Genomic DNA, 23,501 nt, shown 5'->3' with positions numbered 1-23,501 from the left:
CGAAATATATAGATAGGGAGAGAGGTGAAGCCACAATGCTGAGCCTATTGTTTAAATTCGGCAGAAAAAAGAAATTATCTTTAGAAGATGAAGTATTAGAAATCCATAATGGGAATACAGAGCTTCACAATGAACTTATAAATAAATATAAACCATTTATCGCAAAATCGGTTTCAACCGTGTGTAAAAGGTATATTAGTGAATCTGATGACGAATTTAGTATCGGTTTAATAGCCTTTAACGAAGCAATAGAAAAATACTCTACTGACAAAGGGAGTTCATTGCTGTCGTTTGCTGACTTAATTATTAAACGAAGAGTAATTGATTTTATTAGAAAAGAAAGTAAAAACTTAACCGTTTCTTTATCGGATCAGGATACGAACAATGAAGAAGCAATACCTAATCTTATCGAAGCTTCTTTATCTGTAGTGGAATACGAAAAGCAATTAGATCAACAACAACGTAGAGAAGAAATTTTCTATTATCAAACAGTACTCAAAGATTTTGGACTATCATTTAATGACCTATTAGAATGTTCACCAAAGCATGTGGACGCCAGAGAAAGTGCGATTAATGTTGCCAATATCTTAGTAGAAAAAGAAGAGTTAAAAAAACATCTGTTTGATAAAAAAACATTGCCAATGAAACATTTAGAGGGTCTAGTGGATGTAAGTCGCAAAACGTTAGAGAGAAATAGAAAATACATTATAGCGATATCCATCATTTTAGCGGGGGATTATATATATTTAAAAGAATATTTAAAAGGGGCGATTACGAATGAGAAAAGGGATTGTGTTAGAAATTCATCGTGACTACATCACAATGATGACCCCTGATGGAGAATTTTTGAAGTCAAACAAACAACAAGATATGAAATACGACATCGGTGAAGAAGTGGCTTTTTTTCCCATTCAGGACGTTGCTACTAATAAAAAGTTTGGGTTTTCACTTTCTAAATTAAACATAGCTACAGCTGTTAGTGTACTAACTGCAATTATATTAGTATTATCCATTTATCCAAGAATGTTTACTAATCAAGTACATGCCTATGTTTCATTTGACGTGAATCCTAGCGTTGAGATTGCAGTAAATAAAGACTTAAAAGTTATTTCGTTAGAAGGATTAAATGCTGATGGTGAAAAAATAGTCACGGAGCTGAAAAACTGGAAACACGAAGACTTACAAGCGGTCTCCAGTAAACTTCTAATAATAGTAAAAGAACAAGGTTACATGTTAGAGGGAAAAACAGTCTTGATTGCTTCCGTATTAACGGACCTCGATAATCTAGCATTCAAATCTAAAATGGAAATTGAAATGATAGAGATTACAAAAGAAATTCAACAAGAAGAAGTAACAGTAACTGTTCTTGAAACAAACATGAAAAAAAGAGAAAATGCACGTCAAAAGGGAATCTCAGCAGGAGCTTTAGTTCAACAAGAACAAAAAGCGATTGCTGTAGAAGACGATATTGTAGAAGATGAAAACGAAGACGAAGTAAAAGGGACTTCTTCGGAAGATGTAGATAGCAAAGAAGAAAAAGTAGAGAATAAAAACGATAGTAGAAAAGAAGAAAAACGTGAGTCAAAAGAAGAAAAAAGAGAAGCGCAACAAGAAAGAAAACAAGAAAAGTTGAATAATCATGGTCAACAGCAAAAACAATTACGCCAACAGCAAAACAATGAACGCAAAATAGAAAGACATTCCCAAAAAAATAATGTGAAAAATAACAAACATTTAAACAAGGGCAACAACGGAAATAAACAAAACCAAGGTAACAAGAACAACGGAAATAAAGGCAATAGAGGTAATGGTAACAACGGAAATAAAGGCAATAACGGCAATAAAAAGAACAATTAATGTATAGATTTTGTAAAAAAACAACCCAGAGTGTCGTAACTCTGGGTTTTTGCCATGTATATAAAAGTTTTAGTGACCCTTTAATTGAGATTGAGCTTGTTTCACAAGACGTTTTGTAATTTCGCCACCAACAGATCCGTTAGCACGTGCTACTGTATCAGAACCAAGCGTAACACCGAATTCTTGTGCGATTTCATATTTGATTTGATCTAAAGCTTGCTCAATACCAGGTACAAGAAGTTTGTTACTATTTCTTGCCATTTGTATCACTCCTTTGTATAATTTTACTTTTCAGGATATGAATCTGAAAAGTGTATATTTAGTATTAGAGTAACTTTCTCTTTCATGTGTGGAACTTTTTGTGAAAATAAGAAACTTTTTTGTATTGGGAAGCGTATTAATAGTGAAACCACTTTTAAAATGTACAGGCTTCAACTAGAATAGATATTAACTGAAGTAACAAAAGAAAGGATACATATGAAAAAGATTAACTTAAATTTTCGGCAAAAAATACACAGATTATCGCCGGCTCAACTTATTGTTAGTTTTTATTTAATCGCAGTATTAATAGCCGTTATTTTGCTTAGCTTACCTATTGCTAGAAATCCTGGAGTCGATTGGACATTTATTAATGCCCTATTTACAGCAGTGAGTGCCGTTAGTGTTACGGGACTAACAGTTGTTAATACAGCAGAAACATTCACAATTCCTGGCGTATTTATACTAGCATTTCTCCTTCAATTTGGTGGAGTAGGTGTAATGGCTCTAGGTACTTTTATATGGTTAATTCTTGGTAGGAAAATTGGTCTAAGAGAAAGAAAGCTTATGATGGTTGATCAAAACCAATCAAATCTTTCTGGGATTGTAAAGCTTATAAAGCAAATTCTAGTTCTTATATTAACAATTGAGTTTATTGGAGCAGTAATCCTTGGTACTTATTATTTAAATTACTTCGGTACGTGGCAAGAGGCATATTTACATGGTTTTTTCGCATCAGTTAGTGCTACTACAAACGGTGGATTCGATATTACTGGTGAATCACTCGTACCTTTCGCTGGCGATTACTTCGTACAGTTCATTACGATGTTACTCATTACAACTGGAGCAATCGGCTTTCCAGTGTTAATCGAAATTAAAGAATTTGTGATGAATAAAAAAGGGCGTTTTCGTTTTTCTTTGTTCACCAAAATTACGACCGTTATTTTTGGTATACTTGTGCTTTTTGGGACCGTAATGACTTTATTATTAGAATTTAATAACTTTTTCAAAGGAATGGCCTGGCACGAAGCTTTCTTTTATGCATTGTTTCAATCTGTCACAACGAGAAGTGGTGGTTTATCAACAATGGATGTAAGTGAGTTTACGATGCCTACTTTATTAGTAATGTGTGCCTTAATGTTTATCGGTGCATCACCAAGCTCAGTTGGTGGTGGAATACGTACAACGACATTCGCACTTAACTGCTTATTCTTATACCACTTTGCAAGAGGGAATAAAAATATTAAGGTGTTCAGACGAGAAATTCACGAGGAAGATATAATTAAATCGTTAGTTGTCCTATTTCTTGCCATCATTTTATGGTTCAGTTCTGTTACCTTTTTGACGTTTACTGAAAACGGTAAATTCGAACTCATTGAAATAATGTTCGAAGTAAGTTCTGCTTTCGGTACAACAGGCTTATCGATGGGCATTACGCCTGAATTATCTACTTTAGGAAAATCATTAATTATTTGTTTAATGTTTATAGGACGAGTAGGTCTTTTAACTTTCTTATTTATGATGGAAAGTAAAAGAAAACCTCCGAAATACCATTATCCTGTTGAACGAATTATTATAGGTTAATTATTTAGTGAAAACAAAAAAGAACTATCAAAAAGTCGTTAGACTTCTTGATAGTTCTTTTTGTTATCCTTAATCCCTTCCATAACCCACGTCCTTATCAGGATGCATAAAGGGCACTCCCTCAGGCTTTTTCTGCTTCTCAATAAGTTCTCTATTCTCTGAAGAGTTCCATCCTATATCATTTGTAGGGTGAATCCATTCATCACCAGCCATTATTGCAGGATCAATATCATCAGACCAATTGTTTAACGGGGAATCAGGTGAATTGTATTTGCTGTCTCCAATTACAATACCGTGTTCATTTACAAATGGTTGTTGCATTTTCATATCCGTACCTTTAAAAGAAGGAGCACTAATTTGATGTGGCATCGTTTCATCAATAAAAGGGGTTTCTATATCTTTATCTTTTGTCATTTCCTTACCTCCTAAGCTGTTTCATATTTGCTTACTAATATCGTTTGTAACTAGACGATAACTATGTATTGTAAATTGAACTTCTATAGTTTTAAGGATAAAAAAACCTCAATTGCAAAAACTATTGTTGCAATAAAATTTACATCATGAGGTGACCCAAGATGGCGAAGCGAAAAGTTGCGTTTGATGCTGCTAATAACAACAATAAAACACCAAAAGAAAGCTTACCTGACACAGAATTCTCAGTGGAATACGAGGGAGAAGACAAAATAAAAGGTGCGAACAGAAATTCCAAAAAAGGTAGACAAGGGAAGTAGGGAACCAATATGCACAAAAAAGCGAAAGAAAGAAAACAAAAGCAAGCCCATAAACCTCAACACGGAGTACCTGAAAATATATTAAAAGAAGAGTTTGGTCCAGAGCTTGGAGATATGAATGCTGCAAAAGCTTTTGAAGGTGCTATCGCTTCAAAAAAGAATAAAAAAAAATGCTAACGCAATCGCGTTAGCATTTTTCGCTTAAATAGAGAAATTAAATAGCTCAGAACGGTTTTCAACTTGATTAAAGTATACTAATAAATATGAATCATTCTGTTTCAATTCATTTGTAGCTACATATTGTTGTAAGTCAAATGAAAAACTTTCAATCATCGTATGTTTATATAGTTCCTTCTCATTTAATTGTAAGCTTGCGAAATTTTCACCTAATAAGGACGGATTTGCAATTATCTTTTTGTAAATAGTACTTCTACTTTCTTTTGTTAGACGATCTTCCCACCAAGGTTTACGTGGCTTGAACTTTTGATTAGATAAATAATCATATTTCATAAAACTCTCTAATATTTTTAACTCATCTTCTTCTTTGATATTTTCTAAGAATTGGTACAAACGACGGAATAAATCTTCTAGTTGGTGACCAATTCTTGCCCATCCTTGTTCATCCCAGAATGAACCGAACTGTTGGAAAAAGTCAAACGGAGAGTCAAATACATTTGAAACTAAATATTCTACCGTTTCATCCATACGGTGATCGTTCCAATATTTCTCCAAAACATCTTCTACTTGTTTAATCCTTATAATGTCATTAAAAGGCAATACGTTATTTCCTAAGATTTCATATGGTGAATGATCCATATATACATAGTTATGTTCTTGGGCACGTAATCGTAATCCAGTCCCACGAAGCATCTTTAAGAACCCTAATTGCAGCTCTTCAGGTCTTAGGGCAAACACATCATTAAAAGTTTGTCTAAAGCTGTTGTAATCTTCTTCAGGCAATCCAGCGATTAAGTCTAAATGTTGATCAATTTTTTGCCCTTCTTTTACCATGGAAACCGTTCTTGTTAACTTAGCAAAGTTTTGTTTGCGCATAACAAGTTCGTTTGTCGCGTCATTTGTAGATTGAACGCCTATTTCGAATCGGAATAAACCACGAGGAGCATGGTCATTTAAAAATTGGATAACTTCAGGACGCATGATGTCTGCAGTAATTTCAAATTGAAAAACAGTACCAGGTTTATGTTCATCAATTAAGAACTGAAACATTTCCATGGCATAACTTCTACTGATATTAAATGTTCGGTCGACGAACTTAATTGTTTTTGCTCCATGATCCATTAAATATCGAATATCATCTTTAACCTTTTCGCGGTCAAAGTAACGGACTCCAACCTCTATGGATGAAAGACAAAATTGACAACTAAATGGACAACCTCGACTAGTTTCTATATACGTTACCCTTTTAGAAAAATGCGGAATATCTTCTTCAAAACGGAATGGCGACGGTAATTCTTTTAAGTCTACTTTATTCCGTTGCGGAACGATGAAGTTTTCTTCTCCTTTACGGAAAGCTAGACCAGGTATAGAAGAAAAATCTTTTGCACCATGTAATTGATGTAATAACTGCTTAAATGTAATTTCGCCTTCTCCAATTACAATAAAATCCACATTTGTCAGTCTTTCTATCCAGTAAGAAACATCATAAGTAACTTCAGGGCCACCTAAAACAATTATTAGTTCAGGATTGATTTTCTTTAACATGTTTATTACTTTAATCGTTTCTTCAATATTCCATATATAACAACTAAATCCGATAATGTCTGGATTACGTTGTATAAGGTCGGAAACGATATTCATTGCAGGGTCTTTAATAGTGTATTCTACAATTTCTACATCATATTCTGGTTTGGCATATGCCTTTAAATATCTTATAGCAATATTAGTATGGATGTATTTTGCATTTAATGTTGAAACGATTGTTTTCATTATTTAACTACTCCTACTTTTGAAGATTAACCTATATATTTTAACATATTTAATGATATATAAGAAAAAAACATATTCCCATTTCAACAGGTGTACCTAAAAAAATACAATAAACTAGTAAAAATATATCAAATTTTAGTTTATTAAAGGAATTTTTGTAATATTGAAGAATTTAATGTAGTAGGAGACCTAAAGTGAAGTGGGTGAAAAGGTAAAATGGTTCAGCAACTTTTTAAAGAGGATATGATACAATTACAAAATAGATTAGAAGTACTTGAAAAAGAGTTGGAAAAATCAAAACAGGAAAACATCATGCTAAAAAATGTGATTGATCATGCAAAATCAAAGCACATGTACCAAGATGTTTTCTATCGTGCCGTAGATTCCATCGCTGTTTTTGATCGAGACGGTAAATTTATTGATATGAATCCAGCATTTTGTTCTAGCTTTTCTTTAAATAAGCAAGATTTTCAAAAATATGAATTGGAGCAATTTGTAGAAGAGCAATACTTATATAAAATTGAAAAGATGTGGAAACTTCTTGATAGTAATGGAAAAGTAAGAGGAGAATTGCCAGTTTTATTGCAAAACGGAAATAGGAAAAGATTTGAGTTTACCATTACTGCGAATGTATATGATGATTATTATTTAGCTATTTTAAGAGACGTGACAGAAAAACGTTCAATGGAAAATCAATTGCAAAAAAGCGAAGAAAGGTTCCGTGCAATGTTTGAACATGCTCTTGATGCAATTGTATTAATAGATAATAAGTGTAATATTGTTCGAGCGAATCCTGCAGCTAGCAGAACGTTTGAACTACCGCTAAATTATCTTATTGAGGGAAACCTTAAAGGTTTTGTGCAACAAACATACGAGCAAAAAGTAAACAATATAATAGCAGAGTTTAAAAATAGAGGAGAAATTAGAGACGAGTTAGAGTTTTTAATGCCAAATGGTCAAAAGAAATTATTAGAGTTTACGGCAAACAAAGGAATTATTGATGGATACAATATGGTCATCTTCCGTAATGTTAGTGAACGTAGAAAAATGGAGAAAGATTTACGCGAAAAAGAGCAGAAATTCAGAAGAATATTTGATAACGCATTAGATGGGATCGTGTTGTGGGATAAAAATGCTAATATTATTGATGCTAACCCGAATGCAAGCAAAATAATCGGATTAACCAAAAAAGAAATTACGGAACTAAAATTAACAGACTATATTCCTATTGAACAACAACAAGAGATGAAAGAACAATGGGTGCAGAGTGGGAAATATGGAGCTTTAAGTGGAGAATTTATTTGTGAAAACGCACATGGAACTAGATTACTTGAATTTTCGGCAAAGAAAAATGTAATAGATGGACTAAACATGACATTTTTCCGTGATATTACGGATAAAAAAGAAATGGAAGAGCAGCTAAAGAAATCCGATACATTAACTGTAGTTGGAGAGTTAGCTGCTGGAATTGCCCATGAAATACGAAATCCAATGACAGCTTTAAAAGGGTTTATTCAATTGCTTCAAAGTAGCACTAAAGACGAAACGAATGCCATGTACTTTGATGTAATTACATCTGAGTTAAAGCGAATTGAATCTATCATTACGGAATTTTTAGTGTTGGCAAAACCACAAGCGACATCTTATCAAAGAAAAAATGTGGCAGTAATCATGAAAGAAACGTTAGATTTAATGAGTGCTCAAGCTACTTTAGAAGATGTCCAGTTTGCAACATACTATGAGGAAAACCTGCAAGAACTATATTGTGAGCCGAAACAATTAAAGCAAGTGTTTATTAATATATTAAAAAATGCTTTTGAAGTAATGCCAAAAGGCGGAACAATAACTGTAAATGTAGAAAGTAAAGATAACGAACATGTAGTTGTTTCGATTGAAGATCAAGGTATCGGAATACCTGAAGACAAAATTAAGAAATTAGGCGAGCCTTTTTATACGACAAAAGACCGAGGTACTGGACTTGGATTAATGGTTAGTTATAAAATTGTTGAAGAACATGAAGGTGCGATCGAGGTAACGAGCGAAGTTGGAAAAGGAACCATCTTCTACATTACGTTACCGATAAATCAGAAACTCATGAAAAATAAACAGCTGGAAGGTTAACATAATGTATTATCATCAAATGAAAGCCCCAATTTTTGAAAGATTATTTATTGTAATTGATGAAAATTCTTTGATGAGTATTCATTTTGATAAAGAAGAAATGTTAAATGAGTACGATAACGTAGTGGAAAATCCAGAACATAACTTAATAAAACAAGTGGAACGACAACTATTAGAATACTTCTCTGGAGTAAGAAAAGAATTTACTGTACCATTAACATTTAATGGTACAGAGTTTCAAGTTAATGTTTGGAAGGCATTAACACAAATTAACTACGGCGAAACAAAATCTTATAAAGATATTGCCGATGCTATTCAAAATCCTAAGGCAGTTAGAGCAGTAGGACAAGCAAACCGCCGAAATAAAATCCCGATTATCATTCCTTGCCATCGAGTGATCGGACAAAACAAAGCATTAATAGGTTACGCTGGTAGTCAGACGCATTTTAAAGAAAAGCTATTAAAGTTAGAAGGAATAGAGTTAGTGTAGGTGTGCGATATTGCATGCCTTTTTTTTATGCTTAAATTATGATACGCATGCGAGTATCGATTTTGATCTTTGATGCGTAGCATAAAGATTGCACGTAATTTTATTGAAGCACAGTATTGAAAAACAATTAGGGTAGATTGAAAAACAAGTAGGGAAAATCGTAACTGAAAAGATTGAAAAAAATTATAATGCTTTAGGATTGAAACACAAATAGAGAAATTGTAACACAACCTGATAAGATAGAAATACAAATAGGGCAAAATGAAACAGAAAAGATTGAAAGAATTATAATGCTCTAGGATTGAAACACAAATAGAGAAATTGAATCACAAATTGGCATAAACAAAGTAGATGTACCAAAAAAATTAATAATGTATTGGCTTCTATCTTTTTTTATTGGACAAGTTTAATCTCTGAATATCCATCATATAATTTACTTAGAGAAAAAAAGTTGCCTTAAGGAAACAAAGCCTCAATATCAACATGATTACTATAAGAACGGAGGGGAATACGATGAGACGTGGAAAATTGGTCACCTTTTATGCTTCTATCTTTGCGAAAATTAATATCATAAACGAGCAAGAAAAAGCTGAAATTTTGAGGAAAATGAAAAGAAACTATTGAATTGTTCAAGTGATTAGATTATCATCTAATTAAATAGTTATCTAATTAGTTGGAGGTGTAAAAAGTGCAATTAGACAGAATGGTGAACTTTTATAAAACGATTGGGGACAAAACAAGAATCAAGCTATTAATCATGTTAGCAGCAAACAGAACTATGTCTGGTCAACAACTTGCAGAAAAATTAGGTGTGACACCACCGACTGTGTCGCATCATATAAGCAAGTTAAAGGAGTCTAGCTTAATTAGAGAGCGTCGAGATAAAAATACAATCTATTATTTCATTAATGAGAAAAGCTTGCTTCAATATAATGATGCATTGTTAAATGTGTTGAAAAGAAGTAAAGGGGAGGAAGAAGAAATGGCTAAAAAGAATGATAACGAACAAATCTTACAAAACTTCATATTACCAAATGGTAAGCTAAAGACAATACCTGCACAAAGGAAGAAAAAACTAATAATCTTTGAACATATTTTAGAAGAATTACAACTGGGGATTAAGTACACAGAAATTCAAATAAATGAACATATTAAGAAGTTTCATGATGACTATGCAACCATTCGTCGTGAGTTCATTATTAATCATTACATGAACCGTGAAAGTGGTATTTACGAATTAAATCCTAAAGAGATGTGGGCAAAAATTGAATCGTAAAATAGAGCTTCCAATATAGTCCAACTTGGAAGCTCCTTTACATATAAATGTTTATTTAATGAACTTTGGTATTTCCTCCATATAATCTCCAGAGATGATTCCGTTCTCCGTTATGATAGCAGTAATCAGTCCATTTGGCGTTACGTCAAATGCTGGGTTAAAGACGGGGATTCCTTCTGGAGCGATTTGAACATTTCCGACAAAGGTTACTTCGCGACTATCTCTCTCTTCGATAGGAATAAGTTCGCCTGATTTTTTAGACAAATCAAAAGTAGAGCTTGGAGCAGCCACGTAAAATGGAATGTCAAAAGCTTTGGCCAACAAGGCAAGGCCATATGTACCTATTTTGTTCGCAGTATCTCCATTAGCTGTAATACGATCTGCTCCGACAATAACAGCGTTTATCTTTTTCGTCTTAATTGTATGGGCAGCCATACTATCCGTAATTAATGTAACGTCAACACCGGCTTGTTGCAATTCCCAAGTAGTTAAACGAGCTCCTTGAAGCACTGGTCTTGTTTCACAAGCAAAAACACTTAATGGGAGATCTCTTTCCTTTGCAAGATAAAATGGAGCTAACGCTGTACCATAACGAGCTGTAGCGATAGTACCGGCATTACAAATGGTTAGTATTCGATCTCCTTTTTGGAAAAGCGACAAGCCATATTCACCTATTTGACGACAAACGGCTTCATCTTCTAGTTGAATGTTAATGGCTTCGTGTATTAGTTTCGTTTTTGCTTCATTTACAGAGACAGTATGTTTGATAGATTGTGATAAACGGTTAAGAGCCCAAGTTAGATTAACTGCAGTCGGACGGGAACTTGCTAAAAATTCACTGTTTTTTTCGACCTCAAGAAAAAAATCTGAGAGACTTTCTGTTTCTACTGTTTGGGCAGCTAAAGCTAATCCATATGCTGCTGTAATACCTATAGCTGGTGCACCTCGAACTTTCAGTGAAAAGATAGCCTCCCAAACATCTTGAATTGTAACTAGCTCTAAATACTCAGTTTCTAGCGGTAGTTTTTGCTGGTTTAATAAACGGATGTGATCTTCTTTCCACTCAACTGAAAGAGGGATTGCTGTAATACTACTCATACTATATTACTCCTTTGTGATGTGAATCTATATTTAAATAATGTGCAACTAGTTGCTCAATTGAGTTAATATTATTTCTATTTGTTACAAGAGACCTACCAACATAAATTGCAACTTTTTTTGCTGTAATTCGATTGTGTACGTTCTCTATTCCATCTAAATCAGCTACATGAGCTAATCCAATCGTTCTTCGAATTATTTCACAGCCGGCAAATCCGATAGAGTCAGTGAAAATTTGGTTTAAAACATGTTGGAAATAGCCTTCTGTTTTAGTGAAATGTTCGACACTATTCGTTATCCAAAGTTCTTCAAACGTTTTACAAAAAACATTCCAAGTTGTCTCGATATCGCGAAGTAACACTTGCTTATTTTCTAAATTTTGTTTTGATAGTGCATTTAAAAGTAAGTTTGCGAAAAACTGTCCAATATCAAAACCAAAAGGACCGAAAAATGCGAACTCAGGGTCAATTACTTTCGTTTCACTTGCACTAGCAAAGATACTGCCTGTATGTAAGTCACCATGAAGTAAACATTCTGTTCGAGTTAAGAAAATGTATTTTAACTTTGCAACCTCCAGTTGTAATGTTGTGTCACTCCAAAGACTTTCTACATCTTCCCTCAGGTCAATTTCAAAGTTGTTTGTTTCAGAAGGGAAAAATGGATCTGTTAACACTAGGTCTTCAGTAATTTTACAAAGCTCCGGGTTTACAAATTGTTTTTGCAATTCTTTTTTCTCTTGTTGATTCATTCCAAAATCAGAGGAGAAAAATAACGTTTTTGCTAAATATTCACCGATATGTTCGGCTAATAATGGAAAGCGGTCACCATGTATTAGTCCAGACCGAACAATTCTTAAATGGGACAAGTCCTCCATTACGGTAATTGCTAAATCTTCATCCGAATAAAAAACTTTGGGAACAAATTCGGAACAAACTTGAGCACTTTGATGTAGTGCATTTTTTTCAATTGTTGCTCGTTTAAGCGTTAATGGCCAACTTTCCCCAACAACTTTTGCGTATGGAAGTGCTTGTTTTATAATAATCCCTTTACCATGTTGATTTGTCACACGAAAAACTAAATTTAAATTGCCATCTCCAATCTCTCTGCATTGAAGTACTGATCCTTCAGGAAAAACACGCAGTTTAATCGCGAGTGTTACGGCACTACTTTCTGTTAATGGTTCATAGTTTTCTTTTGTTAAAATGGTCATAATATTTCCTCCTACACGTGTCTCTGTGTAAAGAAGAGGTTTACTTATAAAGTGAAATATCTACTTTCCCTTTACAAAAAATAAAACCTCTTTCCATTACGAAAAGAGGTTAGAAGAACAGAATCTTCACACCTCTTATCTTTCAAAATGCCAAATAAACATTTTGCTGGAAGTAGCACCGTGTCTTATGGAACATAAAGTTCCGGCGTGAAAACGCCCTATCTCACAATAGTATTACGATCGGTTGCTGGGTTTCATCGGGCCAATTCCCTCCACCTGCTCTTGATAAGAGACATATTCATATTTTTTAGTTTTTTGAAAATTAAAATTGCAACTGAGAAAATACTATCAAGTAGCTAAGTTAATTGTCAATATATTTTTTTGGAATTGAAATTAAAATATTTTAGTTATAGAAAGCTGATAGAAAAATAGAGAAATAAACTAATATTCTTTCTGTTCTAATCCTTGAATTTTTTAACTATTTCTGTTATTATTAATTTAATTATTTTTGTTCGGTTATAGATATATGGAAAGTCAAAAACACGGTTTTTCGTCTTGAAATGTTAGCATGAACGAGCAAGAATAGTAATACTTTATTCGTGGCAACAAAGCCGCAAGGAGGAACAAACATGTTACAAGGTAAAGTTAAATGGTTTAACGCAGAAAAAGGTTTCGGTTTCATCGAAGTTGAAGGTCAAGACGATGTATTCGTACACTTCTCCGCTATTCAAGGCGAAGGTTTCAAAAGTTTAGAAGAAGGTCAAGAAGTTTCTTTCGAAATCGTTGATGGAGCTCGTGGACCTCAAGCTGCTAACGTAACTAAATAATTAATGATCTAATCATAAAAAAGGACTCCTTTAAAGGAGTCCTTTTGCTTTATATAGATTAATAGTGAGTAGGTTTTCTATCTTCAAAAATTGGAATTTGAGCCCGTACTTCATCTACTTTTCTTAAGTCTATAGAACTGTAAATAATACCTTCTTCTTCCGTTCCTTCTGAAAGTATCTCTCCCCAAGGATCAATAATCATAGAATGGCCAGCAAAAACATTGTTAGGATCAGACCCAACACGATTACATGCGACTACATAACATTGATTTTCAATAGCACGAGCTAATAATAAAGTCCGCCAATGATGCAACCTTGCTAATGGCCATTGAGCTGAGACGAACAGAACTTTTGCACCTTTCAGTGTATGGGACCTAATCCATTCAGGAAATCTAATATCATAGCAGATCATACCTGCACAAAGTTCACTATCTAATTCGAATAACCCATCTAACTCTCCAGGTTGTAAAAATAAATGTTCATCCATCAATTTAAATAAGTGTAATTTACTATATTCTCCTACAAATTCTCCGTTTTCTTCAAAAATAAACATCGTGTTATAAACACCTTTTGTTGATCTTCTCGCTACAGAACCTCCAACAATCTTCACATGATATTGTTTTGCTAACTCTGACAAGAAACGTTTGCTTTCTATACCATCCTCGTCTGAAATATCATCAAGCCTAATCAAGTCGTAGGCAGTATTCCATAGTTCAGGTAAAACAATGATATCAGGTGTGAGTTTCGTAACGGCTTCTTTCACTTTTACTCTTATATTTTGCATATTTTGCTCTGGGCTTCCAAAAACAATATCAGTTTGAATACATGCGATTTTCCACAAAACATTTCATGCTCCTTTCAAAAAACACTTTACTTTTTGTTATTAACCTTATATTATTTGTGACTAGTATTTCAAGAATTTTTTAAGTAGGTGTGCAAAATGAAAAATTTCGAACAGTCAAAACTGTTGCAGGAACTTCCAAAGCAATTTTTTGCATCTTTAGTTCAAAAGGTAGGAAAAGTTGTTGAAGAAGGGCATGATGTTATTAATCTAGGACAAGGTAATCCTGATCAACCGACACCAAGTCATATAGTAAAATCGTTACAAAGCGCTACTGAAAATGTAAACTACCATAAATATTCCCCATTTCGTGGCCAAGCGTTTTTTAAAGAGGCAGTTGCTAAATTTTACAAAAGGGAATATAACGTGGATTTAGATCCTGAAAAAGAAGTAGCTATATTATTCGGCGGAAAAGCTGGACTGGTGGAAATTCCATCTTGTTTATTAAATGATGGGGATACTGTTATAGTCCCAGATCCAGGTTACCCTGACTATTGGTCAGGTGTGGCAATAGCGCGTGCAAAAATGGAATATATGCCGTTACTTGAAAAAAACAACTTTTTACCAGATTACTCTATTGTTAGTAAAGACGTACTACAAAAGGCAAAGCTAATGTTTTTAAACTATCCGAATAACCCGACAGGTGCTATTGCGACTCAAGAATTCTTTGATGAAACTGTCGCTTTAGCGAACGAGCATGATATTTGCGTTGTGCACGATTTCGCTTATGGTGCGATTGGCTTTGATGGGAAAAGACCGATAAGTTTTTTACAAACAAAAGGTGCAAAAGAGGTTGGGATTGAAATTTACACACTCTCTAAAACATTTAATATGGCAGGTTGGAGAGTTGGTTTTGCTGTTGGAAATCAAAGTGTCATTGAATCTATTAACTTATTACAAGACCATTTATACGTTAGTTTATTTAGTGCTATTCAAGAGGCTGCAACAACGGCCCTCTTAGAATCTCAACAATGTGTTGTAGATTTAGTGGATGTATATGAGACTCGTAGAAATGTTTTAGTAAGTGGGCTGACTGAAATCGGTTGGGAAGTTCGTTCACCTGAGGGTTCTTTTTTTGCGTGGTTAAAAGTACCTGACGGATATACTTCGCAACAATTTTCAGACCTTTTACTAGAAAAAGCACATGTCGTAGTGGCACCAGGAGTCGGCTTTGGTACGTATGGTGAAGGATACGTACGGGTTGGATTATTGACTGATGTTGAAAGATTGGAAGAGGCTGTTCAACGAATTAAAGCGTTAAATATTTTTTAAACAAAACTATTGACTATTAGAAAAAATGATGTAATAATCACATGTAGATTTTATAAATTCTGAATAATTAAATTGCACAATATATATTCATATTTTCTTATCAAGAGCAGGTGGAGGGACTAGCCCGATGAAACCCGGCAACCGACTTAATTCATTTTAAGCACGGTGCTAAATCTTGCAGCAGTAGCTGACAGATAAGAGGATGTTAGTTCCCTAACCTCTTCTTGTCCAGAAGAGGTTTTTTATATTTAAGTTGTGTTAAAGCTTTGTGTTGATATTTAAAAACTAATCTGTTGATTTCCGTGCAAGGCTGAGACGCCTCGAAAATGCATACGCATTTTCTTACGAAGGATGCACCGCTCAGGAGCCTTCCTTGTCCTGTGGGAGAAGCGAGGACCGGGAGACCCCACAGGCGCTTGCGCCGAGGAGGCTCCCGGCGCCAAGAAAAGTGATTGCGGCTCGTTCAGCTCCGACAAGCGTAAGACTGGGCCATCTTGAGGGAGCTCTTTGCCCTCGAGATGGCCAAGGCTAGACTTGCGGAGCTAGCCGCTAGACCTAGACACGCCCGCGGAAAGCGAAGACTTGCACGGAAATCAACAGTGGCCTTTAACATAGCCATTTAAAAAAAAGAGGTGTTTAACATGAGTTCAGTAGTTGCTACATATCTCATACATGATCATAAAGGTAATTTAGAGAAAAAAGCTGAATCCATCGCCCTTGGATTAACAGTTGGTTCTTGGACAAATCTACCACTAATTGAACAAGAACAATTAAAAAGACATAAAGGGAATGTTGTTGGCGTTGAATATTTACCTACAAGTGAATTAGTAGATAACTATTTTCAAAAAAAAATAACAAAGGGTATTGTGAAGATTGAATATCCAGCAGCTAATTTTAGCCCTGATCTCCCAGCGATACTAACAACAGTTTTTGGAAAACTTTCTCTGGATGGAGAAATTAAGCTGCTAGACTTAGAGTTTAGTAAGGGATTAAAAAAGTACTTTCCTGGTCCTAAATTCGGAGCAGATGGACTAAGAGAAATCACGGGAGTTTATAATAGACCATTTATCATGAGCATCTTCAAAGGAGTATTAGGAAAAGATTTAACTTTTGTCGCAAACCAACTAAGAGAACAAGCGTTAGGTGGGGTTGATTTCATTAAAGATGACGAAATTTTGTTTGAAAATGAGTTAACTCCATTTGTAAAACGAATTTCAGTCGGAAAAGAAGTGGTACAGCAAGTCTTCGAGGAGACAGGTCACCGAGCGCGTTATGCAGTAAATTTAACAGGAAGAACATTTGAGTTAAAAGAAAAAGCAAAAAGAGCAGCAGAAGACGGAGCAGATATTTTATTATTTAACGTATTTTCATATGGATTAGATGTATTACAAAGCTTAGCAGAAGATAAGGAAATCGGTATTCCAATAATGGCTCATCCAGCTGTTAGTGGTGCAGTAACACCATCAGAATTTTATGGGATATCAAATTCCTTACTATTAGGAAAATTACTTCGCTACGCAGGTGCTGATTTCTCTTTATTCCCATCACCGTATGGAAGTGTTGCATTAAAAAGAGAGGAAGCTCTTGGTATCTATGAATCATTGACAAATAGCGATATGTGGAAGAAAACAATTCCGGTACCTTCAGCAGGAATACATCCAGGTTTAGTACCAGTTTTAATGCAAGATTTCGGAATAGATTGTGTTATTAATGCAGGTGGTGGAGTTCACGGCCATCCAGATGGTGCCATAGGAGGAGGAAAGGCATTTCGTCAAGCTGTTGAAGCTGTTCAAAATGGTTTATCACTTCAACAAGCAGCTAAAGAAAACGAAGAATTACAGAAAGCGTTGCATCTTTGGGGGGAAGTAACAGTATGAGAAAGCCAGTCATTTTCTGTGACTTCGATGGCACGATAACGAGAAGCGATAATATTATCTCCATCATGAAACAATTTGCCCCACCTGAGTGGGAACAGGTAAAGGATAAAATATTAAGCCAACAAGTTTCTATTAAGGAAGGAGTAACTACATTATTCTCCCTTCTTCCTTCGAGTAAGAGAAACGAAATAACTGATTTTATATTACAAAATGCTGAAATACGTGAAGGTTTTGCTGAGTTTGTTGCTTATGTAAAAGAAGTTGGAATGGAGCTTTACATTGTTTCAGGTGGAATAGACTTTTTTGTCATACCTCTTCTAAATGGGTTCATAGAAGAGGACACGATCTATTGCAACGAATCAGACTTTACTGGTGAAAATATTAAGATTATTTGGCCGCATAGTTGTGATAATGCTTGTGGAAATAACTGTGGCTGTTGTAAACCGTCATTGATTCGTCGTTTAGCATCAGATGATAATGAAACAATTGTTATTGGGGATTCCATAACAGATTTACAAGCAGCTAAAATAGCAGATAAAGTGATTGCCCGTGACTTCTTGGTTGATAAATGTAAAGAATTAAATATACATTACGACTCATTTGAAACATTTTTTGATGTAATAAACATTTTAAAAGGATTTGAGGTGAAAGTATGAGCACTTACATTAAGAAATGGCATGAACTTGCAGATGTTAAAGATGAATTGGCCGCGAGAGATTGGTTTTTCGGAACGAGCGGTAACTTATCCATTAAAGTATCAAAAGCACCTTTAACCTTTTTAGTAACTGCAAGCGGTAAAGATAAGCGAAAACGTACATTGGATGACTTTTTACTAGTCGATCAACATGGACAAAAAATAGAAGATACGGATTTGAAACCGTCAGCTGAAACACTTCTTCATACCTATATATACCAAAAAACAAAAGCGGGATGTGTTCTGCACGTTCATACGGTCGATAATAATGTTGTTTCAGAGCTCTATAAGCAAACTGGGAAGGCAAGTTTTAAGGGGCAAGAAATTATTAAGGCGCTAGGTATCTGGGAAGAGAATGCGGAAGTTTCTATACCGATTATACGTAACCATGCTCATATCCCAACGTTAGCTAATGAATTTTCATCTTTTGTTAAGGATGACGCTGGAGCAGTATTAATTGAAAACCACGGAATAACTGCTTGGGGAAAAGACGCTGCAGAAGCAAAAAGGATCTTGGAAGCGTGGGAATTTTTATTTTCTTATCATTTGAGAGTTATAAAATTAAACCACCCTATAGCAGTATCTATATAAGGAGGATATGATAATGGCGAAAATTAGATTACATGAGACAAGTGAAAGACTAGAAGTATTAGAAGAAGTAGTGAAGTTTTTAGATGAGAACGAAGTAATTTATGAGAAATGGGATATTCAAAAGCTACCTGAAAATTTACAAGAAAACTTTGCTCTAACAGATGAAGATAAAAAACAAATTTTAGAGGTGTTCTCCAATGAGATCACAGACATTTCTTCAAGAAGAGGTTATCAAGCTAGTGATGTCATTTCTTTATCAGATGCGACGCCAAACTTAGAGCAACTACTGAAAAACTTTCAACAAGAGCATCACCATACAGACGATGAAGTTCGCTTTATCGTAAGCGGACACGGTATCTTTGTAATTCAAGGAAAAGATGGATCTTTCTTTGATGTAGAACTTGAGCCAGGAGATTTAATTTCAGTTCCAGAAAATGTTCGACACTACTTTACTTTAATGGAAGATAGAAAAGTTGTAGCCGTTCGTATCTTTGTAACAACAGAAGGATGGGTACCGATTTATGAGCAAGAGGTCGACTTAGTTGAAGGTAAATGAAAGTTGGACTGAAAATTGAAGCAAGCCGTTAGCACATATTATGTGTGGATGGCTTGCTTTTTTGTATCCTAAAAAATAAGGTCAAAAGCTCCTGGATATATAATTTAATACCCCGATAAATCTTCAATTTTTATTCAAAATATCACCATGAAAGAATATTTCCACCAATTAGGTGGAAAATAAGAAAAACTTTTAGCCGGGATGAAATAGAGGTGAGAATATGGAAAAGTCCAATCATACTGAAACAGTTACTAAGCTAACAGATGTTTTCGAGGAAAATGTATTCCTTATTAATAAATATTTCTTAGGTAATAAGAATGCAGATTTCGTTATGGAACATATTTATATTCCTTTTTTAGACAGGGATGCCGTCCTGTTTTATATTCGTGGCATGGCAAATGAGCAACAGATTTTTGAAAAAGTAATTCCAGCCTTTAATAGGGCTGTAACGTATACATTATATAGCCATACAACATTAGGTAAGTTAAAAGAGTTGGCTCCGGTGACTATTAGAAAAGAACTACACTCATTTCAAGAAATGGAGATTTGCTTAAATGGTGGACAATCTCTCCTTTTAATAGAAGGAGAACCTGTTATTTATCCAATTGATACGAAATCAATTGAAAGTCGATCTGTAGGAAACGCTGAAATTGAAACGGTACTTAAAGGACCAAAAGAAGCATTTGTAGAGTCTGAAATTATTAATACGTCTCTCATTAGAAAGCAACTTAGAACGTCACAACTTGTGAAAGAACATGTAAAAGTAGGTTACGGTCAAGAAAATACGGTTGCTCTCTTATATTTAAATGATGTAGCAAATGAAGAATTGGTGGAAAAAGTAAGAGAGAGAATAGCACAAATTGAAGTAGAAAATGTTCAAAATTTACCGATGCTAGAACAACATATTGAGGAAAGACCATATTCGTTAGTGCCTTCTATTTTAACAACAGAGAGACCTGATAGAGCTGCTGCTTTTCTCAAAGAAGGTCATGTTGTTTTATTAATGGATTCTTCTCCAGATTGTTTAGTAATGCCGGTAACTTTTTGGTCTTTTTTTCATACGGCAGAAGACTATTATCAAAGATGGGCATATGGGAATTTAATGCGTATTGTTAGATTATTAGCATTTTTTGCTGCACTTTTGGCACCGGCTACCTTTATTGCTGTAACAAATTATCATGTTGAAGCATTGCCGACAGATATGTTATTGACAGTATCGGCAACTAGAGATTTAGTTCCTTTTCCGGCGATATTTGAAATTATTCTTGTCGAAATAACCTTTGATATCATTCGGGAAGCAGGGACACGGTTTCCTTCTAAAAATGGTCCAATTGTTGCTCTTCTCGGGGCATTAATTATTAGTATTGCAGCGATTGAAGCAGGAATCATTAGCCCGATTGTAGTAACGGTGGTTGGGTTTTCAAGTTTAGCATCTTATACAATCGCAACGAATAGTTTCGTTTTTGCTGTTAGGATAGCTAGATTTGCCTTTATTGCTTTAGCAAGTTTTATCGGCTTTTTCGGGATAGCTATAGGTGTACAAGCTTGTGTGGCATACCTTGCATCTTTAAAATCGTTTGATGTTCCTTTTGTTTCACCGATGGCTCCACATTATCCTTCATCAAAAGATTTGATTGTTAGGCCACCTCTTTGGAAAATGTGGTTACGACCATTACACGTTTATCCTTTGAAAGAGGTAAGAGGCAAAAAGCCTGAAGGTGGTGGGGTAAATGATTAAGCATTCAGATGGGAAAATAGGTACGAGGGAGTTTGCTGCATTGATCCTTATTACCATCGGGTTAAAACAAACGGATATTACACCGTCGATTCTTTTCCCTGTTGGTAAAACAGCAACATGGCTGATGCCCATTATTTCTGGATTAATGATTACTTTCATTGTTTTAGTGTTAATAGCATTGTTGAAAAAGTATAAAGATAAAAATCTAATTGAAGTCTCCTACATCGTTACAGGGAAATTTTTTGGATTCTTAATTGGAGTTTGTTTATTTATTTTTATTCTTATGACTACTGTTATTTATTTTCGAAGTCATGCTGATATTATGGGAACACTATACTTTCCAAAAACACCAACACCTTTCCTTTTGTTTCTTTTCTTGCTAATTAGTTGGTTTATTGCAAATCGAGGCATAGAGGCCATTGGACGAACATCTTGGTTAACCGTACCATACATAAAACTTGCCTTTGCGGGGCTCATTTTATTAGTGTTCACTAGTTTACAATGGAGAAACATATTCCCTCTGGCGGGACCAGGGTTTTACCCATTAATGTTTAAGAGTACTAAATACAGTTATTTATTTGCAGAAGTAATCTTTTTTACCATTTTATACCCTTTCGTTCGAAGTCATAAAGAATTTAAGTTGGCAAGTTTGATTGGTATTGGAATTGCAACTGCAGAGTTAGTTGTTTTTTACATCGTATATTTAATGTTATATGACTTTCCTTCTATTGAATACATTGCCTTCCCTTTTCAACAACTTGCTCGAATTGTTGATTTAGGTCCTATTTTCGGAAATACAGAAGCCTTCTTTATTGGATTCTGGGCAATAGCAGCTATTACAAGATTAGCTATTTACTTATTTTTAACTACCGTTACGTTTACATCTACACTACGAATTAAAGAATTTGAGCCATTAATTTTGCCTTTTGCTGGAGTTGTATTCTTTCTTGCATTACTTCCGGTTGCCAATAGTGATTCTGTTTTGTTTTTGCAAAATAACGTCTTGTATCACTCGAATTGGCTATTACTATTAGGATTACCTCTTATATTATGGGTGGTAGATCAAGTGAAAAGCGGAGGAGAAGGTTAATGAAATTACTTAAAATAATCGTCGCTTTCCTATTTGTAATACCGATAGCAGGATGCTGGGACCGTGGAGAAGTAACAGAATTTGCATTTCCAATTTCCATAGGTTTGGATAGAGGGAAAAAAGGATTGTTAGAGGTTACGTTAGAAATGGCTAATGTGAGAGAAGGGTCTCCTATGACAATGGGTAAAGATGATGACTCAGCTGAAGTTATTACGTTAACAGCGCCAGATATATTAATAGCTAGAGAATTAGCGAATGTATCCGTAACAAAAGATATTCAGTATTCCCACTTAAAAGATATTATTATTAGCGAAGATTTAGCAAGAACGAAAGAATTCGAACATATATTAGAAGCATTTTTAAGAGACAGACAAGTAAGAAGAGATTTAAACATAATCGTCACGAGAGAAAAGGCTTCTGATTTTATTAAGTCAAACGATCCTAAATTAGAGCCAAGAACACATAAGTTTTATGAGAGAATGGTAAAACGATGGGAACAAACAGGATTAATGCCTGAAGCTACATTGAATAGATATTTACAATCTTCCGAAGGTGAAGGAGGATTGTTTTTATCCATTTATGCGACTTCCACGGTTTTTGAGCCAAAGCAAAAAGTTAGTGCAAATTATATTGCTGGTGAAGTAGAAAAAGAGGGTGGCAATCCAACACAAATGATAGGTTCTGCGATATTTCATCAGGGACATATGGTTGGTGTATTAGATGGTGAGGAAACAAGAATAGCCTTATTATTAAGGCCGTATGCTAAAGTGGATACAATGTTATCTAGTTTTCGAGACCCTCTAGCACCCTCGCACCAAGTAACAGTTCGAATCCTGAAAACAAAATCGCCTAAAGTTGAGCTTAACAAGGATTCAAAAGAATTGAACGTTGTTGTCCCACTAACGGTACAAGTATTACATATTCCAAGTGGGAAAAACTATGTAGAGAAAAAAGAGTATCAAAGAAAGCTAGTAGCTTCATTTGAAAATGAATTAGAATCCTCTACAAAGAAGTTAATTACAAAAACCCAACAAGCATATCAAGCAGAACCATTTTTGTGGGCGGCCATTGCAAGACAAAAATTTTGGACTTGGGATGAATATGAAAAACAAGACTGGTCAAAACTTTATAGCGAGTCAAATGTAAATGTGAAGTATGATGTTACGATTGATCGTTTCGGTAAACATTTAAACTCCGTTCATAATGAATAAAAAGTAGGTGATAAAGATGTTTTGGATGTCACTAATTGCTATTCTATTAATTGTCTATACATTTTTCTACAGTAGAAGAATCTGGAAAGAAGGATATAAATTTGCAAGTGTATGTATAGTAATGTTAATATGTGGGAGCTTAGCGGTTCTTCCATTTTATATCGAATGGAGATAAATGGTGCCTTCTAAAGGCACCATTTTTTTCGAACACCTATGCTTTTCTTGAAATTCG

The 23,501-nt window shown here is 34.7% G+C and carries 24 protein-coding genes and 2 riboswitches; of the genes, 18 read left to right on the top strand and 6 right to left on the bottom strand.

The genetic code is table 11. The features are described 5' to 3' along the window. Positions 1 to 35: 35 nt before the first annotated feature. Together sigI and CDZ89_RS13450 are read left to right on the top strand one after the other, a co-directional pair. Positions 36 to 812: an RNA polymerase sigma factor SigI gene (sigI, locus tag CDZ89_RS13455; protein ID WP_096154961.1), complete on the top strand. Its 777-nt coding sequence runs from the start codon at positions 36 to 38 to the stop codon at positions 810 to 812. Further along, positions 778 to 1,857 (top strand): anti-sigma factor domain-containing protein, encoded by a 1,080-nt coding sequence (locus tag CDZ89_RS13450; RefSeq protein ID WP_096154960.1) that lies wholly within the window; start codon positions 778 to 780, stop codon positions 1,855 to 1,857. Before sigI ends, CDZ89_RS13450 begins: the two co-directional genes overlap by 35 nt. Positions 1,858 to 1,926: 69 nt before the next feature. Here the strand turns inward: CDZ89_RS13450 and CDZ89_RS13445 are convergent, their stop codons facing one another. Then, positions 1,927 to 2,118 carry an alpha/beta-type small acid-soluble spore protein gene (locus CDZ89_RS13445; protein ID WP_096154959.1) on the bottom strand — a complete coding sequence of 64 codons (192 nt, stop codon included), beginning with the start codon at positions 2,116 to 2,118 and terminating at the stop codon, positions 1,927 to 1,929. A gap of 225 nt (positions 2,119 to 2,343) precedes the next feature. Between CDZ89_RS13445 and CDZ89_RS13440 the strand changes: the two genes are divergently transcribed. Beyond that, entirely contained in the window at positions 2,344 to 3,699 is a 1,356-nt protein-coding gene (locus CDZ89_RS13440) for a TrkH family potassium uptake protein (protein WP_406564929.1), read from the top strand. Between the two features lie 69 nt (positions 3,700 to 3,768). Here CDZ89_RS13440 and CDZ89_RS13435 read toward each other — a convergent pair whose 3' ends face one another. Continuing rightward, entirely contained in the window at positions 3,769 to 4,113 is a 345-nt protein-coding gene (locus tag CDZ89_RS13435; RefSeq protein WP_096154957.1) for a DUF3905 domain-containing protein, read from the bottom strand. A gap of 161 nt (positions 4,114 to 4,274) precedes the next feature. Between CDZ89_RS13435 and CDZ89_RS19980 the strand changes: the two genes are divergently transcribed. Then, complete coding sequence (locus CDZ89_RS19980; protein WP_096154956.1) at positions 4,275 to 4,430, top strand: hypothetical protein; 156 nt, start codon at positions 4,275 to 4,277, stop codon at positions 4,428 to 4,430. Positions 4,431 to 4,439: 9 nt separating this feature from the next. Then, entirely contained in the window at positions 4,440 to 4,607 is a 168-nt protein-coding gene (locus tag CDZ89_RS19975) for a hypothetical protein (RefSeq protein WP_176483745.1), read from the top strand. Positions 4,608 to 4,631: 24 nt separating this feature from the next. Here the strand turns inward: CDZ89_RS19975 and CDZ89_RS13430 are convergent, their stop codons facing one another. Then, positions 4,632 to 6,377, bottom strand: coding sequence for a B12-binding domain-containing radical SAM protein (locus tag CDZ89_RS13430; RefSeq protein ID WP_096154955.1), 1,746 nt, complete (start codon positions 6,375 to 6,377; stop codon positions 4,632 to 4,634). A gap of 216 nt (positions 6,378 to 6,593) precedes the next feature. Here CDZ89_RS13430 and CDZ89_RS13425 point away from each other — a divergent pair, with 216 nt between their 5' ends. From CDZ89_RS13425 to CDZ89_RS13415, 3 genes are all read left to right on the top strand, one after another. After that, positions 6,594 to 8,498 (top strand): PAS domain-containing sensor histidine kinase, encoded by a 1,905-nt coding sequence (locus CDZ89_RS13425; RefSeq protein WP_096154954.1) that lies wholly within the window; start codon positions 6,594 to 6,596, stop codon positions 8,496 to 8,498. Between the two features lie 4 nt (positions 8,499 to 8,502). After that, positions 8,503 to 8,988, top strand: coding sequence for a methylated-DNA--[protein]-cysteine S-methyltransferase (locus CDZ89_RS13420; protein ID WP_096154953.1), 486 nt, complete (start codon positions 8,503 to 8,505; stop codon positions 8,986 to 8,988). Positions 8,989 to 9,676: 688 nt separating this feature from the next. Continuing rightward, complete coding sequence (locus tag CDZ89_RS13415) at positions 9,677 to 10,264, top strand: DUF2087 domain-containing protein (protein ID WP_096154952.1); 588 nt, start codon at positions 9,677 to 9,679, stop codon at positions 10,262 to 10,264. A gap of 51 nt (positions 10,265 to 10,315) precedes the next feature. On the opposite strand, the gene mtnA is transcribed toward CDZ89_RS13415, so the two are convergent. After that, the gene (gene mtnA / locus CDZ89_RS13410) at positions 10,316 to 11,362 is read right to left on the bottom strand and encodes an S-methyl-5-thioribose-1-phosphate isomerase (RefSeq protein WP_096154951.1); all 1,047 of its coding nucleotides are present in this window, start codon (positions 11,360 to 11,362) and stop codon (positions 10,316 to 10,318) included. 1 nt (position 11,363) lies between these two features. Next, complete coding sequence (gene mtnK, locus CDZ89_RS13405) at positions 11,364 to 12,572, bottom strand: S-methyl-5-thioribose kinase (RefSeq protein WP_096154950.1); 1,209 nt, start codon at positions 12,570 to 12,572, stop codon at positions 11,364 to 11,366. Positions 12,573 to 12,704: 132 nt separating this feature from the next. After that, positions 12,705 to 12,864: riboswitch (SAM riboswitch) on the bottom strand. Positions 12,865 to 13,201: 337 nt separating this feature from the next. Between mtnK and cspD the strand changes: the two genes are divergently transcribed. Further along, entirely contained in the window at positions 13,202 to 13,399 is a 198-nt protein-coding gene (gene cspD, locus CDZ89_RS13400) for a cold-shock protein CspD (RefSeq protein ID WP_096154949.1), read from the top strand. Between the two features lie 58 nt (positions 13,400 to 13,457). Here the strand turns inward: cspD and CDZ89_RS13395 are convergent, their stop codons facing one another. Continuing rightward, entirely contained in the window at positions 13,458 to 14,240 is a 783-nt protein-coding gene (locus tag CDZ89_RS13395; RefSeq protein WP_100333810.1) for a carbon-nitrogen family hydrolase, read from the bottom strand. 99 nt (positions 14,241 to 14,339) lie between these two features. Here CDZ89_RS13395 and CDZ89_RS13390 point away from each other — a divergent pair, with 99 nt between their 5' ends. The 9 genes from CDZ89_RS13390 (at position 14,340) to CDZ89_RS19970 (ending at position 23,444) form a co-directional block, all read left to right on the top strand. Continuing rightward, on the top strand, positions 14,340 to 15,512 hold the full coding sequence (locus CDZ89_RS13390) for a pyridoxal phosphate-dependent aminotransferase (RefSeq protein WP_096154947.1): 1,173 nt from the start codon (positions 14,340 to 14,342) through the stop codon (positions 15,510 to 15,512). 94 nt (positions 15,513 to 15,606) lie between these two features. After that, positions 15,607 to 15,713, top strand: a riboswitch (SAM riboswitch). A gap of 440 nt (positions 15,714 to 16,153) precedes the next feature. Further along, positions 16,154 to 17,389 (top strand): 2,3-diketo-5-methylthiopentyl-1-phosphate enolase, encoded by a 1,236-nt coding sequence (gene mtnW, locus CDZ89_RS13385; RefSeq protein WP_096154946.1) that lies wholly within the window; start codon positions 16,154 to 16,156, stop codon positions 17,387 to 17,389. Beyond that, positions 17,386 to 18,045 carry a 2-hydroxy-3-keto-5-methylthiopentenyl-1-phosphate phosphatase gene (locus tag CDZ89_RS13380; protein WP_096154945.1) on the top strand — a complete coding sequence of 220 codons (660 nt, stop codon included), beginning with the start codon at positions 17,386 to 17,388 and terminating at the stop codon, positions 18,043 to 18,045. Before mtnW ends, CDZ89_RS13380 begins: the two co-directional genes overlap by 4 nt. After that, on the top strand, positions 18,042 to 18,674 hold the full coding sequence (locus CDZ89_RS13375) for a methylthioribulose 1-phosphate dehydratase (protein ID WP_096154944.1): 633 nt from the start codon (positions 18,042 to 18,044) through the stop codon (positions 18,672 to 18,674). The genes CDZ89_RS13380 and CDZ89_RS13375 overlap by 4 nt, the downstream gene beginning before the upstream one ends. Before the next feature lie 13 nt (positions 18,675 to 18,687). Continuing rightward, positions 18,688 to 19,230: a 1,2-dihydroxy-3-keto-5-methylthiopentene dioxygenase gene (locus CDZ89_RS13370; protein ID WP_096154943.1), complete on the top strand. Its 543-nt coding sequence runs from the start codon at positions 18,688 to 18,690 to the stop codon at positions 19,228 to 19,230. A 220-nt stretch (positions 19,231 to 19,450) separates the two neighbouring features. After that, a complete protein-coding gene (locus CDZ89_RS13365; protein ID WP_096154942.1) occupies positions 19,451 to 20,968 on the top strand; it encodes a spore germination protein in 1,518 nt (505 codons plus the stop codon). Beyond that, on the top strand, positions 20,961 to 22,058 hold the full coding sequence (locus CDZ89_RS13360) for a GerAB/ArcD/ProY family transporter (protein WP_096154941.1): 1,098 nt from the start codon (positions 20,961 to 20,963) through the stop codon (positions 22,056 to 22,058). Before CDZ89_RS13365 ends, CDZ89_RS13360 begins: the two co-directional genes overlap by 8 nt. Further along, positions 22,058 to 23,269 carry a Ger(x)C family spore germination protein gene (locus CDZ89_RS13355; protein WP_157842739.1) on the top strand — a complete coding sequence of 404 codons (1,212 nt, stop codon included), beginning with the start codon at positions 22,058 to 22,060 and terminating at the stop codon, positions 23,267 to 23,269. Before CDZ89_RS13360 ends, CDZ89_RS13355 begins: the two co-directional genes overlap by 1 nt. Positions 23,270 to 23,285: 16 nt before the next feature. Next, on the top strand, positions 23,286 to 23,444 hold the full coding sequence (locus CDZ89_RS19970; protein WP_176483744.1) for a hypothetical protein: 159 nt from the start codon (positions 23,286 to 23,288) through the stop codon (positions 23,442 to 23,444). Positions 23,445 to 23,501 lie beyond the last annotated feature (57 nt).

It is taken from the genome of Bacillus alkalisoli, from assembly GCF_002797415.1.
Classification (GTDB): Bacteria; Bacillota; Bacilli; order Bacillales; family Bacillaceae_I; genus Bacillus_CD; species Bacillus_CD alkalisoli.
The sequence above is the reverse complement of the archived record's forward strand: the minus strand, read 5'-3'. Positions and strand labels throughout refer to the sequence as shown.

Coding starts and splice junctions, on each gene's coding strand:
- mtnA (WP_096154951.1), bottom strand. CDS start 11,362: ATGAGTAGTATTACAGCAATCCCTCTTTCAGTTGAGTGGAAAGAAGAT.
- CDZ89_RS13435 (WP_096154957.1), bottom strand. CDS start 4,113: ATGACAAAAGATAAAGATATAGAAACCCCTTTTATTGATGAAACGATG.
- CDZ89_RS13380 (WP_096154945.1), top strand. CDS start 17,386: ATGAGAAAGCCAGTCATTTTCTGTGACTTCGATGGCACGATAACGAGA.
- sigI (WP_096154961.1), top strand. CDS start 36: ATGCTGAGCCTATTGTTTAAATTCGGCAGAAAAAAGAAATTATCTTTA.
- CDZ89_RS13390 (WP_096154947.1), top strand. CDS start 14,340: ATGAAAAATTTCGAACAGTCAAAACTGTTGCAGGAACTTCCAAAGCAA.
- CDZ89_RS19975 (WP_176483745.1), top strand. CDS start 4,440: ATGCACAAAAAAGCGAAAGAAAGAAAACAAAAGCAAGCCCATAAACCT.
- CDZ89_RS13360 (WP_096154941.1), top strand. CDS start 20,961: ATGATTAAGCATTCAGATGGGAAAATAGGTACGAGGGAGTTTGCTGCA.
- CDZ89_RS13355 (WP_157842739.1), top strand. CDS start 22,058: ATGAAATTACTTAAAATAATCGTCGCTTTCCTATTTGTAATACCGATA.
- mtnW (WP_096154946.1), top strand. CDS start 16,154: ATGAGTTCAGTAGTTGCTACATATCTCATACATGATCATAAAGGTAAT.
- CDZ89_RS19980 (WP_096154956.1), top strand. CDS start 4,275: ATGGCGAAGCGAAAAGTTGCGTTTGATGCTGCTAATAACAACAATAAA.
- mtnK (WP_096154950.1), bottom strand. CDS start 12,572: ATGACCATTTTAACAAAAGAAAACTATGAACCATTAACAGAAAGTAGT.
- cspD (WP_096154949.1), top strand. CDS start 13,202: ATGTTACAAGGTAAAGTTAAATGGTTTAACGCAGAAAAAGGTTTCGGT.
- CDZ89_RS13370 (WP_096154943.1), top strand. CDS start 18,688: ATGGCGAAAATTAGATTACATGAGACAAGTGAAAGACTAGAAGTATTA.
- CDZ89_RS19970 (WP_176483744.1), top strand. CDS start 23,286: ATGTTTTGGATGTCACTAATTGCTATTCTATTAATTGTCTATACATTT.
- CDZ89_RS13450 (WP_096154960.1), top strand. CDS start 778: ATGAGAAAAGGGATTGTGTTAGAAATTCATCGTGACTACATCACAATG.
- CDZ89_RS13445 (WP_096154959.1), bottom strand. CDS start 2,118: ATGGCAAGAAATAGTAACAAACTTCTTGTACCTGGTATTGAGCAAGCT.
- CDZ89_RS13365 (WP_096154942.1), top strand. CDS start 19,451: ATGGAAAAGTCCAATCATACTGAAACAGTTACTAAGCTAACAGATGTT.
- CDZ89_RS13425 (WP_096154954.1), top strand. CDS start 6,594: ATGGTTCAGCAACTTTTTAAAGAGGATATGATACAATTACAAAATAGA.
- CDZ89_RS13375 (WP_096154944.1), top strand. CDS start 18,042: ATGAGCACTTACATTAAGAAATGGCATGAACTTGCAGATGTTAAAGAT.
- CDZ89_RS13420 (WP_096154953.1), top strand. CDS start 8,503: ATGTATTATCATCAAATGAAAGCCCCAATTTTTGAAAGATTATTTATT.
- CDZ89_RS13430 (WP_096154955.1), bottom strand. CDS start 6,377: ATGAAAACAATCGTTTCAACATTAAATGCAAAATACATCCATACTAAT.